Annotated in this window: 16 protein-coding genes and 2 pseudogenes; 10 read left to right on the top strand and 8 right to left on the bottom strand. The window is 61.1% G+C overall.

All coding sequences use genetic code 11. The features are described from left to right. Nucleotides 1-101: 101 nt before the first annotated feature. From FJ974_RS25795 to FJ974_RS25785, 3 genes are read right to left on the bottom strand one after another with little or no spacing between them, the layout of a single operon-like run. On the bottom strand, nucleotides 102-1259 hold the full coding sequence (locus FJ974_RS25795; protein ID WP_140535411.1) for a glycosyltransferase family protein: 1158 nt from the start codon (nucleotides 1257-1259) through the stop codon (nucleotides 102-104). Then, entirely contained in the window at nucleotides 1256-2500 is a 1245-nt protein-coding gene (locus tag FJ974_RS25790; RefSeq protein ID WP_140535414.1) for a glycosyltransferase, read from the bottom strand. The genes FJ974_RS25795 and FJ974_RS25790 overlap by 4 nt, the downstream gene beginning before the upstream one ends. Before the next feature lies 1 nt (nucleotide 2501). Then, a complete protein-coding gene (locus FJ974_RS25785) occupies nucleotides 2502-3716 on the bottom strand; it encodes a glycosyltransferase family protein (RefSeq protein ID WP_140535417.1) in 1215 nt (404 codons plus the stop codon). Between the two features lie 121 nt (nucleotides 3717-3837). Between FJ974_RS25785 and FJ974_RS30455 the strand changes: the two are divergent. Continuing rightward, a pseudogene (locus FJ974_RS30455) lies at nucleotides 3838-3936 on the top strand (hypothetical protein); the annotation flags it as partial. A gap of 130 nt (nucleotides 3937-4066) precedes the next feature. Here FJ974_RS30455 and FJ974_RS25775 read toward each other — a convergent pair. Then, the gene (locus tag FJ974_RS25775) at nucleotides 4067-4627 is read right to left on the bottom strand and encodes a YdeI/OmpD-associated family protein (RefSeq protein ID WP_140535420.1); all 561 of its coding nucleotides are present in this window, start codon (nucleotides 4625-4627) and stop codon (nucleotides 4067-4069) included. A 213-nt stretch (nucleotides 4628-4840) separates the two neighbouring features. On the opposite strand from FJ974_RS25775, the gene FJ974_RS25770 reads away from it, so the two are divergent. The 4 genes from FJ974_RS25770 to FJ974_RS25755 are packed head-to-tail and all read left to right on the top strand — an operon-like array spanning nucleotide 4841 to nucleotide 8936. Then, on the top strand, nucleotides 4841-7375 hold the full coding sequence (locus tag FJ974_RS25770; RefSeq protein ID WP_226891403.1) for a DEAD/DEAH box helicase: 2535 nt from the start codon (nucleotides 4841-4843) through the stop codon (nucleotides 7373-7375). Then, nucleotides 7368-7655, top strand: a complete 288-nt coding sequence (locus FJ974_RS25765) for a hypothetical protein (RefSeq protein ID WP_140535422.1) — start codon at nucleotides 7368-7370, stop codon at nucleotides 7653-7655. The genes FJ974_RS25770 and FJ974_RS25765 overlap by 8 nt, the downstream gene beginning before the upstream one ends. Nucleotides 7656-7680: 25 nt before the next feature. Beyond that, on the top strand, nucleotides 7681-8103 hold the full coding sequence (locus tag FJ974_RS25760) for a hypothetical protein (protein WP_140535425.1): 423 nt from the start codon (nucleotides 7681-7683) through the stop codon (nucleotides 8101-8103). Nucleotides 8104-8159: 56 nt separating this feature from the next. Then, complete coding sequence (locus FJ974_RS25755; RefSeq protein WP_140535428.1) at nucleotides 8160-8936, top strand: MinD/ParA family protein; 777 nt, start codon at nucleotides 8160-8162, stop codon at nucleotides 8934-8936. Between the two features lie 3 nt (nucleotides 8937-8939). Here FJ974_RS25755 and FJ974_RS25750 read toward each other — a convergent pair whose 3' ends face one another. Then, complete coding sequence (locus FJ974_RS25750; RefSeq protein ID WP_140535430.1) at nucleotides 8940-9479, bottom strand: serine/threonine-protein kinase; 540 nt, start codon at nucleotides 9477-9479, stop codon at nucleotides 8940-8942. Between the two features lie 17 nt (nucleotides 9480-9496). On the opposite strand from FJ974_RS25750, the pseudogene FJ974_RS25745 reads away from it, so the two are divergent. The 3 genes and pseudogenes from FJ974_RS25745 to FJ974_RS25735 form a co-directional block, all read left to right on the top strand. Then, nucleotides 9497-9682: pseudogene (locus FJ974_RS25745) on the top strand (SpoIIE family protein phosphatase); the annotation flags it as partial. A gap of 7 nt (nucleotides 9683-9689) precedes the next feature. After that, nucleotides 9690-10238: a slr1658 superfamily regulator gene (locus FJ974_RS25740; RefSeq protein WP_140535433.1), complete on the top strand. Its 549-nt coding sequence runs from the start codon at nucleotides 9690-9692 to the stop codon at nucleotides 10236-10238. Nucleotides 10239-10273: 35 nt separating this feature from the next. Continuing rightward, nucleotides 10274-10612 (top strand): slr1659 superfamily regulator, encoded by a 339-nt coding sequence (locus FJ974_RS25735; RefSeq protein ID WP_140535435.1) that lies wholly within the window; start codon nucleotides 10274-10276, stop codon nucleotides 10610-10612. 65 nt (nucleotides 10613-10677) lie between these two features. Here FJ974_RS25735 and FJ974_RS25730 read toward each other — a convergent pair whose 3' ends face one another. Next, nucleotides 10678-11466, bottom strand: a complete 789-nt coding sequence (locus FJ974_RS25730) for a glycosyltransferase family 4 protein (RefSeq protein WP_226891402.1) — start codon at nucleotides 11464-11466, stop codon at nucleotides 10678-10680. Beyond that, nucleotides 11463-12515, bottom strand: a complete 1053-nt coding sequence (locus FJ974_RS25725) for an NAD-dependent epimerase/dehydratase family protein (RefSeq protein ID WP_140535438.1) — start codon at nucleotides 12513-12515, stop codon at nucleotides 11463-11465. Before FJ974_RS25725 ends, FJ974_RS25730 begins: the two co-directional genes overlap by 4 nt. Nucleotides 12516-12893: 378 nt before the next feature. Between FJ974_RS25725 and FJ974_RS25720 the strand changes: the two genes are divergently transcribed. Next, nucleotides 12894-14888: an acyltransferase family protein gene (locus FJ974_RS25720; protein WP_226891401.1), complete on the top strand. Its 1995-nt coding sequence runs from the start codon at nucleotides 12894-12896 to the stop codon at nucleotides 14886-14888. Nucleotides 14889-15089: 201 nt separating this feature from the next. Here FJ974_RS25720 and FJ974_RS25715 read toward each other — a convergent pair whose 3' ends face one another. Then, nucleotides 15090-15836 (bottom strand): hypothetical protein, encoded by a 747-nt coding sequence (locus FJ974_RS25715; protein ID WP_140535442.1) that lies wholly within the window; start codon nucleotides 15834-15836, stop codon nucleotides 15090-15092. A 52-nt stretch (nucleotides 15837-15888) separates the two neighbouring features. Here FJ974_RS25715 and FJ974_RS25710 point away from each other — a divergent pair, with 52 nt between their 5' ends. Beyond that, complete coding sequence (locus FJ974_RS25710) at nucleotides 15889-16119, top strand: hypothetical protein (protein ID WP_140535445.1); 231 nt, start codon at nucleotides 15889-15891, stop codon at nucleotides 16117-16119. Nucleotides 16120-16234: the final 115 nt, after the last annotated feature.

The following is a 16234-nucleotide window of genomic DNA, read 5'->3' as shown; positions in this document are numbered from 1 at the left end:
AATCAAAAACCTAAAGCAGGTCGCGTGAATCCTTTTTCACGCGACATGCTTTAGCCCGAAAGTGCCTCGGGTTCCGGGACAACGACATCGCGCGACGCCCGTTAGAGTCCCGTTTTCAGGGACCATGTCCGATACCGCTCGCGCAGAATTTGCGCCGAGTGACGCGCGCCTTCTAGATCGAGACGATGCGCGGATGGCGTCGGTGCCGCAAGCGCCTGTTCGATCGCTTGCGCCAGACCTTCGGGCGTCAGATCCTTTTCAATCAGCACCGTTGCAAGACCGAGTTTTTCGAGTACTAGGGCGCGAACCGTTTGTTCGGTTTCCCCGCCGGCCGCAAATGGAACCAGCAGAGAGCGACAACCCGCGCGCAGGACATCGCAGACCGTGTTGTAACCTGCCTGCGAGACGGACAGGCGGGCGCCGGTCAGCAGGCTGGCGAAATCCTCGCGAAACCGGAAGACGGACAGGCCCGGCGTGGCATCGCGTGCGATCGCGTCGAACTCGTCTTTCGGCAGGTTCGGGCCGGTGATCAAACACCATTTCCAACGGTTGTTGGCGTTGCGCGCCGCCGCGACGGCGGAGCTGACAAGCGCCTTGCCGGCGGCTCCCCCGCCAACCGACACCAGAATGTCGAAGCGCTCGCAGGCCGCCGGCGATGGCGGCGCCGCAACGAGCCCCGTGTAGGCGACCTCGGCCCTGATCGCCCGAGCCAGTGGAAATGTCTTGTCGATGGTTGCGAAAGCCGGATCGCCGTGGACCATAACAAGGTTGAAATGCCTGTTGATGAGATCGGCCGTTTCCTCGTTTCGGCCCGGCTTGACACGCTCCTGAAGGATATCGCGCACGGACGTCGCCAGCAGCGGTCTTGGTGACGTCGCCTCGATGACCTCGATCAGCGGCAAGAGTTCGAAACGCATCTGCCGGCGTCCAAATGGAAACGCCTCGACAATGACGATATCAGGCCTGCAATCCCGGTATGCCTGCAGCAGCATCTCTGAACGCCGTTTCTTGAAATCGTCGTCGATGGCTTTGCCTTGCAAGTCGACAAGTCCGGAAAATCCTTCATCGCCGGAGGTGACAGGCGGCAGGGTCACGGATTTTACCCCCGGTCCCGGAAACCCCGCGATCGACGCTCCGCCGGTCACGACGGTTACGTCAAATTCGTCGTCCACCAGAGCCGCCGCGATGCGGCTGGAGCGCGCCAGATGGCCGATACCGAGCAGATGCTGGACATAGAGGAAGGCGCGCAGCCGCTTCAATCGACAGCCCGCCACCCGCGCTCGAACAGTTCCTTGAGCTGTCCGATGCTTGCCATATGATCGAAATTGCCGCGCACGCGCCGCTCCGCGGCGTCGCCGAGGCGGGCGCGCAGCACGGGATCGCGGATCAGCCGCTCCAGCGCCTGTGCCAGCGCAATTGGGTTTTCCGTCGGAACCAGCAGCCCGGTTTCATCCGGCGATAAAAGCTCCGGCACGCCGGAAATATCGGTCGAAACGCAGGCCAGCCGCTGGCTGGCTGCCTCAACCAGAACGTTCGGCAGACCGTCCCGGTCGCCATTTGCGGTGATCCTGCAGGCCAGGGCGAAGATGTCGGCGCAGCGGTAGTGCTCAAGCACCTCCTGCTGCGCAAGCGCGCCTTTCCAGGAGATGCGACCATCCAGTCCGAGCTTTTGCGCCAGCGCCTTGAGCCGTTCCAGTTCCTCGCCGCCGCCAATATGCTCGAAACGCCATGCCAAATCGCCAGGCAAGAGGGCGAGGGCCTTCAGCAAGGTGTCGTAGCCTTTTTTTTCAACGGCGCGCCCGACGCTTAGAATGATGACCGGTTCGTCCGGCGCCAGGCCGTCGTGCTGCTTTCGCGCCTCGCCGAAACTGGAGAAGCGATCAAGGTCGAGCCCATGGTAGCTCAGATGCACGGACGAGTTGCCGTTAGCGAGTTCTTTCAGACGGTCGAAGCCGGTTTTCGTGCAAGTGACCGTCCAGCGCGCCGAGGAAAGCTTGCCAGCCAGATCCCAGTCCGCCGAAGTCCAGATGTCCTTGGCATGGGCTGAGCAGCTCCAGGGCAGGCTGCGAAGCTGGCTGGCATAACGCGTCACCGATGCCGGCGTATGCGCGAAATGCGCATGCAGCCATCCAGCATCCTCCGGCCATTCGGCCGCCAGCACGAGCGCTTGCCCGAAGCGGCGCACGCGATTGCGCGTAAAGTCGCGGGGGATGTCGGCAGCCAGCGATCCGAGCGCGCGCCAGAAGCTCGGCCGCAACAGATAGGCAAACAGCGAGCGAGCCACGCGCAGCGGCTCCTCATGCAGATATTCCGGTAGATAATGGACGGGCGCTTTGATCTCGTCATGCACGGGGTGGCGTTGTGCGTCGGTCGGCCGCCTGAGCGCGACCAGTATCAGGTCGAATCCCGCACGCTCCAGACCGAGCAATTCCTGCGCGATGAAGGTTTCCGACAGCCGCGGATAGCCCTTCAGAACCACCACGATCTTGCGATGTTGCAACTCAGTTCATTCCCTCGATGACCGAAAGGTGATGGCCGGCCCGCCGGTCGAGCAGTTCCTCGACGATTTCGGAAATATGAGGCAGCCCTTCCAGCGTCAGATGCGGATTGCTCTGTGATGGGCGGGGCCGGTCCGGCAGCACCATCAGCGCATCGGCAAAGCGCCGGGAATCCTTGGCTTCTTTCGGCAAAAGCATCTCGATGAGGCCGAGCTCGGCTGCGCGGCGGGCGCGGATCAGTTGTTCCTCGCGGGGCTCGACGCGCGGCACGATCAGCGCCGGCTTGTCGAAAGACAGTATCTCGCAATAGGTGTTGTAACCGCCCATCGCCACCACCGCCCTGGCGCCGGCAATCAGGTCTTCCATTCGGTTGTCGAACTCGATGATCTTGATGTAGGGGATCTTGGCCCCCTTCTTGAGCAGCTTGTTGCGTTTGCGCGCCGGCATGTAAGGGCCAAGCACGATCAGCGCCCGATGCTGCAACCGCGGGTCCTGCTGATAGGCGTCGATGACGTCGTGGATCAGTTCGGCGCCGTCCCCGCCGCCGCCGGTGGTAACGAGGATATAGTCGCCCTCGGGCCGATGGCCGGGCAACTCGTTCCGCTGCAGGCTCCGTTGCAGGAAACCGACGAACCTCATCTTTGCCCTGACAGCCGGCGGTACATCCAGGCCGGTCAACGGATCGTAGAAATCCGGCGGACCATAGGCCCAGACCCTGTCGTAGAACAGGCCTATCTTGCGCATCACATCCCTGCGCGCCCACTCTGCTTCGAGCAGATGCGGCGCATCCATCACCTCGCGCAGGCCAAGCACCAGCGTGGTGCCCCGCGTCTTGAGGTAGGACAGCGTGTCCTCAATCTCACCGCGCAGGCCGAGCGGTTCCTTGTCGACGATGAAGATATCAGGCCGGAAGGTCTCGGCTGTGTGGCGGATGATCGATTGGCGCATCCTCAGCGTCTCATGCAGATCGATATCCTTTTCCAGCGAGGTGTATTCGCCGTTGCGCAACTTGATGACGCTGGGGATCTTCACGAAGTCCACACGGGCGCGGTAGTCGAACGCGCCAGCGATAGTCGCACCCGAAATGATAAGCACCTGAAGTCCGCGGAAATCCTCGACCAGCGAATGCGCGATCGTCCGGCAGCGCTGCAGGTGGCCGAGCCCGAATGTGTCGTGGCTGTACATGAGAATTCGGGCATTTTGTGCGTGCTTGGTCATTGTTGAACGTCTTTTCGAATTCTCGCCTTGAGGATCGTGGGCGACCTCTACCGACCTGTTGTGAAACATGAGGGCGCAATTTTCAATTTGTATTACCTAACAAGCCGCAGATCGCCTCGCCATCCGCGAGTTCATCGCCTCCTATGCGCACTGCGCCGACCGGCGCGACGCGAAAGGCCAGACGGCGCGCTTCACTCCAGACTCACGCTTCGTGGTATCCGTTGGACGCCAGGAATGCGAAGCCCTGCATGAAGCTGCATTCGCGCGAAGCGCTCGCGTCTACCGCGTTCCCAGTCCAACTCCTGCAGTGGAAGAAGACTATCTCTCGGTACGCTCCACAATTTCACGATCTATCGCCGCTCCAGGAACCCTCGTCCTTCAAAGATCGCAGGCATCGCCTTCTCGATCCGCGCGGTCCGCGTCCCAGACTGCTTCGCGCCGGCGAAGTGAAACAGGTATCCCCTTTGCCGACCCGGCGTCAGCGCCTCGAACGCGCGCTTGAAACGCGGATCGTTGCGGAACTTCTCCTTCAACTCCTCGGGTACAGGAAACTCTGGGGGCTTCGTCTCGACCTTCATTCCGGCTTTCTCGGCCGCCACGGCCTCGCGCACGTAGGCCGTGATGGTAGCCGCTTTCGTCGCAATCTCCTTGGCGCTGGTGAACTTCATCACCCGCGCTGCCTGAACCTGTCCGAGCTGCACCAGCAGCTTCTTCGGATCCTTCAGCAGCGCACCCTGAAAGAAGCCCAACGCGCAATATTCTTTGAAGCCCTGAATGATGACAATGTTTTTCCCATTCATTGTGTAGCAGGGCTTTCCCCACTTGCACTCCTCTCTTAGGTCAAATCCAGACAAGATCCCTTGCAGCTCGGCAATTTCAGCCTGCCACCGCTCTCGATACGCCATTTCCATGCTGCACCTCCGTTGTTGCAAATCGGCCCGGTAGCCGCGACCGTTCTCGAACCGAAATCTGAACCCGCGGCCCGCGAGTCACGCAGTTTTGGCATCGCGCCGGATTGATGATCCGATGGTGGCGGAACATCACATTCGCGGCCGACGGCTTTAGCCGCGCCTTCGATGTACAAGCGCATCAGCGAAAAGTGAGCCAGAGGCTACAAAAAAACCTTGGCTACTCAATCGATGGTCCGACACAGTTTATTGAACGGGAATGATTCGATGAAATCCAAACGCCGCAGCCTGAATTCCACGACCAGCCCGAACGGGGAACCCAAGCTCTCGCGCAGCCATGCGCCCGCCGATCTATCGCCCGTGGAATGGCAGAGAGGTTTACGCCGCCAGTTCGGCCGCGAGCAGGCTTTCGGGCTCGAGAATCTGACTGGCGAACCGTTTTTCTCCGAGTTTCGGGTCAGCAGTCCCGCATCGAAATCGAGCTATCGCGTGGCGATCCGGGGCATGGGGCCCGGCGGCAATTTCTGCTCATGCCCCGATTATGCGACGAGCGAGCTCGGCACCTGCAAGCACATCGAGTTCACGCTTGCGCGGCTGGGGAAGAAGCGTGGCGCCAAAGCCGCATTTGCGCGTGGCTACCAGCCAGCTTTTTCCGAGCTGTATCTCCGAAACGACGGTAGGCGCCGTATCCATTTCCGGGCCGGAACAGACTGCCCGCCAGCGTTGCGTGAGGCCGCCGCGGCATTGTTCGACGTCGCTCACGACGGGATGCTGCCGGATGACCGCTACGACGAACTCGGACCTTTCATGGCCATGGCGTCGAAGTCGGGTCACGAGTTCCGCGCCTATGACGATGCGCTCGATTTCATCGCGGGAAGGCGGGATGCGGAGCGCCGGGCCTCGGAGCTCGCGGAACTGTTTCCTCGCGGAGCTGCCGACCCCGAGCTTGGGGCCCTTCTGAAAGTGCCGCTCTATCCGTATCAGGCCGAAGGCGCGCTGTTCGCTGTCCAGGCTGGCAGGGCATTGATCGGCGACGATATGGGATTGGGCAAGACCATCCAGGCCATCGCCGCCATGGAAATACTGGCGCGGCATTTCGGCGTCACAAGGGTGCTGGTGGTCTGCCCGACCTCGCTCAAATACCAGTGGCAGAGCGAGATTCTGCGTTTCTCCGGCAGGCAAAGCGGGAACGCGGCGCGGGTCATCAATGGTGGCCGGGCGCAGCGCCAGAACGACTATCGTTTGGACGATTTCTGCAAGATCACAAATTACGAGAAGCTCAAGCCTGACCTCGATCTGATTGTGGCCTGGGCGCCCGAGCTCGTGATCGTGGACGAGGCGCAACGGGTGAAGAACTGGAACACCATCGCTGCGCGGGCCTTGAAGCGCATCGACAGTCCCTACGCGATCGTGCTGACCGGCACCCCTTTGGAAAACAAGCTCGAAGAGCTGATCTCGATCGTTCAGTTCGTCGATCAACACCGGCTGGGGCCGACGTGGAAGCTGCTGCACGAGCACCAGGTCAAGGACGAAGGCGGGCGCGTCACCGGCTATACGGGGCTTGAGAAGATCGGTCAGACATTGGCGCCCATCATGATCCGCCGCCGCAAATCCGAGGTGCTAAAGCAATTGCCGGACCGTCTCGACCAGAACCTTCTGGTGCCGATGACAGAGATGCAGATGCTCTATCATCAGGAAAATGCCGACGTGGTGGCGAAAATCATCCAGCGCTGGCGCAGGACCCGGTTCTTGTCGGACAAGGACCAGCGGCGGCTGACCTGTGCGCTGCAGAATATGCGCATGTCGTGCAACAGCACCTATCTCCTGGACCAGGAGACGGATCATGGCGTCAAGGCAGATGAATTGGCGGCCGAGTTCGACGACTTGTTCGCCGAGCCGAAAGCCAAGGCGGTGGTGTTCTCGCAATGGACGCGGACCCACGACATCGTCATCCGGCGCCTGGAAGCGCGCGGCTTAGGCTATGTCAGCTTCCACGGCGGCGTGCCGTCGGACAAGCGGCCTGCACTCGTCGAGCGCTTTCGCGACGATCCGGCCTGCCGGGTGTTCCTGTCCACCGACGCCGGCAGCACGGGCCTCAATCTGCAGCATGCCTCGACTCTCGTGAACATGGACCTGCCGTGGAACCCGGCCATACTGGAGCAGCGCATCGCGCGCATCCATCGCATTGGTCAGGCACAGCCCGTGCGGGTCATCAATTTCGTCGCGAAGGGCACCATCGAAGAGGGGATGCTTTCGGTGCTGGCGTTCAAGCGCTCCTTGGCGGCCGGAATTCTCGACGGCGGCAGCGGCGAGATTTCGCTGGGCGGCTCGCGTCTCAACCGCTTCATGAAGGAGGTGGAGAACGTCACTGGGCGCATGGGCGAAAGCGAGGCGGTGACGCCGGCGGAGGAGGCCGGGAACAGCACCGCCGCTGCTGACGATACCGGACCCGCGCACGATACGAAGGCGGATGCGGATATCGGTGCCGGCGATATCGCGCGCTCGAACGGGCACGCAGCGTCGCGGAGCGATCCCGATCCGTGGCTTGCCTTGGCGCAGGTGGGTGCGCAGTTCGTTGCCGCCCTGGCGGCCGCCAACGATCCCAGGGGTTCCGCGCATCCGTGGGTCGAACACGATCCGGCAACCGGCGTGCGGAGCCTGAAGATGCCGCTGCCGCCGCCGGAGACCACGCGACAACTCGCCGATGCGCTTTCGGCGCTCGCGGATGGATTGCGAGGCAGGATTGCGTGACGGTCTTTCTTTGCCGGGCTGGGGAATGGCCACTTTTGTCGAAGATTTCAAAATCCGATTGATCTCGATTGTCCGTGGAGCCGAGAAGAGCGCGGGTCGCACCAGCTACATCACGCTGTGGGACACCATCGCAAATCTGCTGGGGCTATCGAGCTCGACGACCGCTAATCAAGGTTCGGTGCTGGTACAGGCCTCGCCACTTCGCGAAAGACATCGCGCCTGCCACCGATTGACACGGCTGCTCATTGCATCAAACGGTCACACGAAAAAGCTAGTTTGATGCTTCGGCTGGCTTTGGGGGTGGTGTGGCGGAATCGGAAAGAAAGAACGCGATCGAAAGTCTGGCTTCGACCTGCGAGGCCATAGCCAAAGGCCAGTTCGACGACATCGACGATTTGTTTGCCGTGGTCTCCGACATGGACGTGTCGGAAGAGATTCGCGCTCTTGCCGAAAGTTTCGCCGGCATGGTCGTGCAGGTTGAAGCGCGCGAATTCCACGCCAACCAGCTCATCGCCGATCTCAAGGAAACGCAACGCCAGTTGCAGGCCGCCCAACAGCAGCTGAAACGCGAAAACACCGATCTGCGCGAGCGGCTCAAGAAGCTCGATGTCGAATACAACGAAACGCAGGCCAATCTGGAAATCGCCGAGATCGTCGAAAGCGATTACTTCCGCGAACTCCAGCAGCGGGCCAAGTCGTTGCGGACAAGATTCAAGACGAACGGCTGAACGGACGAGCGCGGTCTTTCGGGCGCGATCCGCGGCCCGTTTCACGGCAAGGCACAATGACGAAAATCATCTCGACCCATTCCTATCGCGGCGGTACCGGCAAGTCGAACCTGACGGCCAATCTGGCGGCCGGGCTGGCGCTGCGTGGCCATCGGGTCGGGATTGTCGATACCGACATCCAGTCGCCCGGCATCCATACGCTGTTCAAGGTCGACCCCCACGCCGTGCATTTCACGCTCAACGACTATCTGTGGGGTCGCTGCGGCGTCGCCGAGGCGGCGCTCGACGTGACCGGCGGCGTCGTCGACGAGACCGGTGCGGTGGTGGTGCCCGAGGGCGGCAAGGTTTTTCTGGTGCCTTCCAGCATCAAGACCGGCGAGATCGCCCGCATCCTCAAGGAAAAATACGACGTCGAGGATCTGAACACCGGTTTCCAGGAACTTTGCGCCCAGCTCGACCTCGATTATCTGATGATCGACACGCATCCGGGCGTCAACGAGGAGACGTTGCTGTCGATCGCCATCTCGGACACGCTGATGCTGATCCTGCGGCCGGACATTCAGGACTATCAAGGCACCGCGGTGACACTGGAACTGGCCCGCAAACTGGAAGTGCCGCAGCTGCTGCTGGTCGTCAACAAGGCGCTGGAAAGCTTCGATTTCAAGGACCTGGCGCAGCGCGTCTTCACCAGCTACCGAACGCCGGTCGCCGCCGTGCTGCCACTCTCCCACGATCTGATCCGCATCGGCAGCACCGGGCTGGTGCGTACGCTGCATCCCAAGCACGCGTTCGCCGAAGGCGTGGAGGCAATTCTCGACATGATCGAGCATTGAGCGTCAGGATTCGAATATCCCGTTGAAGAATTCGTCGACCGATTTCGTGCGGCTCTCGCGGTCGAAATTGAGCGCGCCACGGAGCGCCGACCAGGCGGCCGGGTCGAGATCGGCAACCGGCGCCGGTTCAAGCTTGAGTTCGGCCGCTTCGTTCGAGGCTTTCATCGAGAATGGATGCGTGCCGGTCATAAGCTGATAGGCGATGCATCCCAGGGCGAAAACGTCGTCGCGTGGATCGCGGGGCGCTTCAGTAAACATTTCGGGACTGGCATAGACTGCGGTCATCCCACCCAAAGTGGAAATGTCGAAGCCGCCTGCCGTGCCCGCCGTGGCAAGGCCGAAGTCGATCAGCTTCACCGCGCCGTCGTCGATGATGAAGATGTTGCCCGGTTTCAAATCCGAATGCACGACGCCATTTTGATGCGCGTAAGACAGCGCCGAGCAAATGCCCTTGAGGATTGCCGCGATGCGCGTCCCGGGCAGGCCTTGACCCGCCGCGCTGGCCAGGTGGCGACTGAGCGGCTTACCCGAGAGCAGCTCCATGACGATGAATATCTCGGATCGGTCGGGCCGAAAGCCCCACCGGCGAGCTGTTCGGCATCGAGCGGCTTTGCAACAGCGCCGGCCGCCATCGCGACGGTGGCGCGGAGCAAATCGCCGAGCGCATCATCGAAGATCTGATGGCGCATATCGGCACCCAGAAAATTCACGACGACATCACCCTCGTCGTCATGAAACACCGGTAACAAGTGCATGATGCAGCAATTCGGAGCAACGCAACTTTCCAACAGCGCCGCCGCGCAGGCCAATCGGCTGCGCCTGTCGGACGGCCCGCTGGAGCTTGGCTGGCACCATTGCGGCACGACGTCCGACTTCCTCGCCGATTTCTTCGCCAATCTGGCGAGGAAGTCGAATGCCAATTACAACGATGCCCTGCACAGCATCGGATATCTGCTCAACGAGCTTCTCGAGAACGCGGTGAAATTCCGCGCGGCGGGCGATATCGTCATCAATGCAACGCTTGAGAACAACAATTTCGAGGTGCGCGTCTGCAACCTCGTGGCCGAAAGCACGGCGGCGCGTTTCCAGCGCCTGCTCGAAGAGATAACCGCGCGCGATCCCGGCGAACTGCTGATCGAGCGGATCGAGCTCAACGCGGCGGACCCGTCATCGAGCGCTTCAGGCCTCGGCCTATTGACGCTGATGAGCGACTACGGCGTGGGATTGGGTTGGAATTTCCGCCGCGATGCGTCCAGCGGACCCGTGCGGGTTGAAACCTGCGCCTCGCTACCCCTTTCCTGAACTGCCGCATCTCCTACCGGAACTGGATATCGATCATGGAAATCAAGACGAAGGAATATCGGGTCTGGACGGAAGAAGCGACCATCCACTATGAGGGGACGATGCGGCTGTCCGGCACGGAAGCCTATGCGCCGATCCTGGCGCTCATGGACGATGTCCTGAAGTCCAGTCCTGTCCTGATCGTATTGGACCTGACCGAACTGGAATTCCTGAACAGTTCCGGCATCAATCTTCTGGCGAAATTCACCATCGAGGTGCGCAAGCGGCCGGGCATAGGCCTGGCGGTGAAAGGCTCGACGCGCATACCGTGGCAGTCGAAATCCCTTCCCAACCTGAAGAAACTCCATCAGGCGGTGGACCTCGCCATCGTTTGACGCTTTGCAGCAAGATCTTGTGGCGGCTTTAGTCGCGCGCAACGATCGCGGAACCAGCGCCGATCCTACAAGCTAGCAAATTCGTAAAACGCCAGGCCGATCGCCAGCGCCGCCCCGGCATAGAGAGCCGGCAGCGCCTTGCTGCTCACGCCGGCGCGCAGCAGCGTGTGGCCGAGATGGTCCGTGCCGCCGATCCAGGGCTGCTGCCCCCGCCGCAGGCGGCGGAAGACGACGAACACGGCATCGATGAGGGGAACGGCGATCCATGCGAGCGACGATCCGAAACCTCTTTCGCTGGCCAGGAGCACGATGGCCGCGCCGAGCAGCAGGCTGCCGCTGTCGCCCATGAAGACCCGCGCCGGCGGATAATTGAAGCAGAGGAAGCCGATGCAGGCGCCGGCACCTGCCAGTCCGGCATCGCCGCCAAGGCCGAAGAAGGCGGCCGCGATCGTGCTTGCCGCAAGACCGTCGGCGTGATCGAGCATGTTGACCGCGTTGCAGGCGACCCACACGACAACCGGCAGCCACCATATCCCCGTTACGATGCCGGCGAGGATCGCTGCCGCCGCCAATGCCGCCGCTTTGGGGCCGGCCGAAAGGGAGCGAACGTCGTCGAGCGCGCCGATCAGGCAAAAAAGCGCCAGCAACACAATGTGGCCGGTCGACAGCCATGGTGACATCGCAACCAGCAGCGCCGGCCCGGCAAGCCGCGGAACCTCGCCGGAAGTGTGCCAGCGATCGCTCTTGACCTTCGAGACGGCGCCGATGCGCGCCGCAAGCCGCGCGAACAACCAGACGCCAGGGATCGCGATGAGAAGGGCCCCGATGAACGGGACCAATGGGCCAAGCGTCAAGCCATCACTCGTTCGGTGCGCATATGCTCGATGCAGTCGACGATCGTCTGCCTGGTGCTTCGCAGCGGACGCCAGCCGGTCATCATGGTCAGAAGGCTTGTGTCCGGCACCCGATCGTACGTCACGGCGAACTTCTCGCCATAAACCGCGTTGGAGGGCTTCATGACGATCGGCGCGTTCGTGCTCGTGGCGTCAACCACCATCCTTGCCAGGCTTCCGATCTGCACCGCTTCGCTGCCGCCCAGATTGACCGGCCGCCCGCGCAAGGATCGACACTGCATAACCAGGAGCAACCCTTCGGCGGCGTCGGCAACGTGGAGGAAAGCCCGTCTCTGCTCGCCGTCGTCGTGAACGACAAGCGGCTCGCCGCGTAAGGCAGCGTTGACAAAAACCGGCAGCACGAGGCCCGTCGCCGGCTGCTGCCGCGGTCCAGCCATGTTGAATGGCCGAACGATCCAAGTCGGGATGCCGAAATCGAAGAACAGCCCGGCGACCAGATGCTCGACCGCTGCCTTGGCGGCGGCATAGCCCCAGCGCGGCCGGAGATCCGTCATCACGGGATCGGCCTCGGTAATCGGACGGTCGCGGCCCGAGCCGTAGACTTCCGAACTCGACGTGTAAAGCAGCGGACGCCGGTGCAGCCGACACGCCTCGACGATTGCGCAACCCGATTCGAGAATGCCGCTGGTGACCGCAAAGCGTTCCTTGTGGGCGCGCTGGACCCCGATCGGGCTCGCCAGATGGAATACTGCGTCGGCCAAACCGACGGCGTCGTGGACCGCCGCGCTGAATGCCTGATCGCCAACCCTGAAGGTACGGATCGTCAGGCGGGGATGGTTGGCCGGAAGATTGCGAAGCGAGCCGTTCGAGAGGTCATCGATAACGGTCACGCTGCAGTTACGCGCAAGCAGCAGGTCGACCAGTGCCGATCCCACGAAGCCCGCGCCGCCGGTAACCAAGACATGTGTCCGCGGGCTGAATTCAACCACGTCCGCGCTATGGTTGTCCAAATTTGTTCCCTCCAGAACGCCCGTGGCCTCGTCACGCACGGGACAAACTTTCTATACAGTCATGGACGCGGCGAACAACTCGTTTCTATCAGCCGGCCGAGTTTTCGATGGTCCCTCGATAATTTTAACGAATAAGCACGCCGTCCCAACACTTACACGAGCCAGACACCTTCGCCGATGAGGGCAGAAGCGATTCCGGCGCGCCTCTGTCCCTTGTGTAGGTTTTCGTCGTTCTAGCGCGAAATAAATTGTGAGGGTATCCCCATCTTTCTTGCAATCGAGACTATAAGTACGCGCTAATATCTGAATATATCGATGACATTGTTGGAGCCGCGGCATTTGCCCGGCCTATCTCGCCCGCCATCGACTCACGAGGTGCGATCAGGTTATCACGCTACGGTAGATAGCCCGGGGGGAATGTTGAAGTTCGACTATCGGCCCGACGTCGACGGTTTACGCGCGATCGCGGTGATTGCCGTCATGCTTTTCCATTTCGGCGTGCCCGGCTTCCCTGGAGGGTTCGTCGGCGTCGATGTCTTCTTCGTCATCTCGGGTTACTTGATCACGCGGCTGTTGGTGGCCGAAGGCAGCGAACTGTCGCTCGCGCAATTCTACGGCCGGCGGGTGCGTCGGATCCTGCCGGCCTTGCTGGTGATGATAGGACTGTCGCTCGCAGCCGGTTGGTTCCTGTTGCTGCCCGGAGACTATGCCAGCCTGGGACGCAGCGCCGCCTTTTCCTCGGCCGGTCTCGGAAATTATTACTTTCTCTGGAATACCGGCTATTTCGACCGCGAAGCGACGCTTCTGCCCCTGCTGCATCTGTGGTCGCTCGGCGTCGAAGAGCAATTCTATCTCGTGTGGCCGGCCTTGCTGATGGCTGCGGGCTACCTGTCCCGGGGCCGACAGTCACTGTCAGTCGCGGCAATCTGCCTCGTCGCGCTGACCAGCTTTTCGATCGCTCTGCACCTGGTGGCAGTCGATCCGAAGCTGGCATTCTACGTTCCTTTCAGCCGAGCCTGGGAGCTGGCGCTGGGCGGCTTGGTCGTGTTCATGCCGGCCGTCGGCCGCCGCGGCATTTCCGAAGCGTTCGGCATGGTCGGCCTTTGCCTAATCATCGCGAGCGCCATCTGGCTATCGTCGAGCCAGCCATTCCCGGGACCGCGCGCGCTTCTTCCGGTGATCGGCGCCGTCTTGCTCGTCTGGCCGCGTTCGCAGTCGATGGTCTCGGCGTTCCTTTCGACAGCGCCGCTGCGTTTCACGGGCAAGATCTCCTACAGCCTCTATCTCTGGCATTGGCCGCTGCTGGTCTACTTCCGCCATTATGCGGACGGCGCCATGCCGACACCAGCCGAGGCGTCTGCCCTCGTCGCGGCGAGCATGCTCGTCGCCTACCTCTCTTGGCGATTCGTCGAGGAGCCGGCCCGCCACTTGCGCCTTGTGCCGCTCAGGACCATAGCGGCTGGGGTGGTTGCCGCATCGATCGTCGGTCTGAGCGGCAATGCGATCTTCGAGGCAGGCGGCATCGGCAGCCGGATCCCGAAAGAGGCCGAAGCGATGAGCAGCCTCGACGTGATGTGGGATTGGCCATGCCCGCAGATGGTGACAATCGCCGAGCTGGGCGGCACATTCTGCGCCTTCGGAGCGCCTTGGGACAAGGCGAAGCATCGTGGCGTGCTGTGGGGCGACAGTCACGCGGAGCATACGGCGCCCTTGCTGGATGTCGTTGGGCAGCGCGAGGGAACTGCCTTCTTTCTCTACAAACGTTGCCCTGCCGCTTTCGGAGAAGGCGTTCATCGCAATCATCCAGAGCTTCCCAACTACCGAGACAGCTGTGCATTGTCTCGAAAGGCGGCGGTCAGCATGCTTAGGCAGCGCCCGGATATCGACCTTGTGGTGCTATCTTCAGCATGGACTGACCTTGCCCACGAGGACGTTGTTGCCGATGATGGAGGTAAGGTCGACAAAGTCCTGCTGCTTCGCGAAGGCTTGCAAAGCCTCCTTGGGGAAATTGCTGCGCCCAATCGGCACATCGGCATCATCGGGCAGGTTCCAAGCCCGGGGGTGGACCTGACGTCCTGCGCAACGATGCGGGAAAGCTCGCTTCCTCGTAAGCCTTGCACGACGGATATGGACAGTGAGCGAACCCTGAGAGTGTGGTCGCCAATGACCGCTGCATTCAAATCTCTTGCGGATAAGAACAAGGCGGTCTTCATCGACCCGCTCAAGGGCATGTGCCCGCACGGACACTGCCTAACCTATGTCAATGATGAGTTCATCTACCGCGATGGATCGCATCTTCGCAGAAATCTGAGGCCAGAGACTAAGGCTGCATTGGCCCGAATGATGGACCTTTATTACGCACTTGGCATCGACGATGGTCAAAGCCGAATATCGGCTGCTGCCAGCGATTGATTCGCTGATAAAAAACTCGCCGGCCGGAGTCTGGGGTAGCCGACAGCCACTTGGCGAGAGATGATTGAGCGTAAGGCAACGCTCCTCCTTAGCCCCGCGGCGCGATGTGTACCTTCTGAAGGCTCGATCTCGAGTTTCAGGTCGGTGATGACGTCACGATGCATTCGAGGGCGAAGAGGGTCGCCCCGAACGTCAGGCCATTTAGCCAAGTCCAGCATCATCGGCGCCGACCAGAACTATTGGAACGGCATCAGGGCCGTCAGCGGAAGTTGCGGCCCCGTGCGGGACGGAAGACTCGTGTTCGGCCTTGCGACGGGTGAGAAAAATGCATGACAAGAGGTATAGCGCAGACGTCGACAGAAGTAGATTTGCCGCCACGCCGGACTGCCTTAAAATAGTGGCCTGCTGAGTGGCCATCTGATCAATGTTGTTGTTTATATATATCTGGTTGTCTTCTGCACTTGTGTAAAGACTCGCGAGAAGATCGGGATCCCCCCAGGCGGACAAAGAATAGGTGTTCCGTACAGTCTCTTCCAAGGTTTCAGCTGCCGCCGGGAACGGCCCGACTCCATAGTCGGAATCGGTATAATACTGTTTCCCATCAATGTTGACCCGGGTGACGACGTGACCGTTCAGCCCAAACACGTCGGACGCGATGCCATTTCGCTTTAGGGCTTGATGCACCAGGAACGCCCGCTGATGGCAGAAGCCGCACGTGAAGCGGTCCTTTACCAACATACCTTCGGCAAATGCGCTGGGGTTTCCCGACCGCCACAAGAAAAGCCTGTCCAGCCAACTCAATGAAAATTCGGTCGGGTCGCAGTTGAAGGTCGAAAGGTGCACCACATCCGTAACGCGCTTGACGTATCCGAGCTGGCTCTCACCTTCTGTTATATCGAGTGCGCTGTCTGCAATTTCGGATATCGGCTTTATGGTGACTGCGGTCATCCCCGCCAGACCGACTCCCAGCCTGCTAGGATATATGGTCCAAAAGTGCTGAATGGAAATGGCCGCGCATACGATGGCGGTGCAAAGTAAAGCCAGTCGGATACAGGCAGATTTTTCCACAGTTTCTCGTTACTTGAGCAAGGCGTTGATGTCAAAATGGGTCGTGCATCCTGATGTGGATGACCTGGCGATGACTGACGTCCAGCAATTGTCGAGAGCCTTCGGGCGATCATTCGGCAGCAGTGCGACGAGAGCACTCTCATCGGTTGATTCGGAAGGATGAAGCACAAAGCGGCTCAGGCTGCTCGTAAGTTTTCATCCATGGCGGCTGCAAACAAACTCCGTAATCCGCCTCGGGCAGCAAGCGCCGCTAGGCCCAGCGAGCGTGCCGCCGATTC

Origin of the sequence: Mesorhizobium sp. B1-1-8 (assembly GCF_006442795.2) — a bacterium.
Classification (GTDB): Bacteria; Pseudomonadota; Alphaproteobacteria; order Rhizobiales; family Rhizobiaceae; genus Mesorhizobium.
The sequence above is the reverse complement of the archived record's forward strand: the minus strand, read 5'-3'. Positions and strand labels throughout refer to the sequence as shown.

Coding starts and splice junctions, on each gene's coding strand:
- FJ974_RS25785 (WP_140535417.1), bottom strand. CDS start 3,716: ATGACCAAGCACGCACAAAATGCCCGAATTCTCATGTACAGCCACGAC.
- FJ974_RS25775 (WP_140535420.1), bottom strand. CDS start 4,627: ATGGAAATGGCGTATCGAGAGCGGTGGCAGGCTGAAATTGCCGAGCTG.
- FJ974_RS25755 (WP_140535428.1), top strand. CDS start 8,160: ATGACGAAAATCATCTCGACCCATTCCTATCGCGGCGGTACCGGCAAG.
- FJ974_RS25750 (WP_140535430.1), bottom strand. CDS start 9,479: ATGGAGCTGCTCTCGGGTAAGCCGCTCAGTCGCCACCTGGCCAGCGCG.
- FJ974_RS25740 (WP_140535433.1), top strand. CDS start 9,690: ATGATGCAGCAATTCGGAGCAACGCAACTTTCCAACAGCGCCGCCGCG.
- FJ974_RS25735 (WP_140535435.1), top strand. CDS start 10,274: ATGGAAATCAAGACGAAGGAATATCGGGTCTGGACGGAAGAAGCGACC.
- FJ974_RS25720 (WP_226891401.1), top strand. CDS start 12,894: ATGTTGAAGTTCGACTATCGGCCCGACGTCGACGGTTTACGCGCGATC.
- FJ974_RS25715 (WP_140535442.1), bottom strand. CDS start 15,836: ATGACCGCAGTCACCATAAAGCCGATATCCGAAATTGCAGACAGCGCA.
- FJ974_RS25710 (WP_140535445.1), top strand. CDS start 15,889: ATGGAAATGGCCGCGCATACGATGGCGGTGCAAAGTAAAGCCAGTCGG.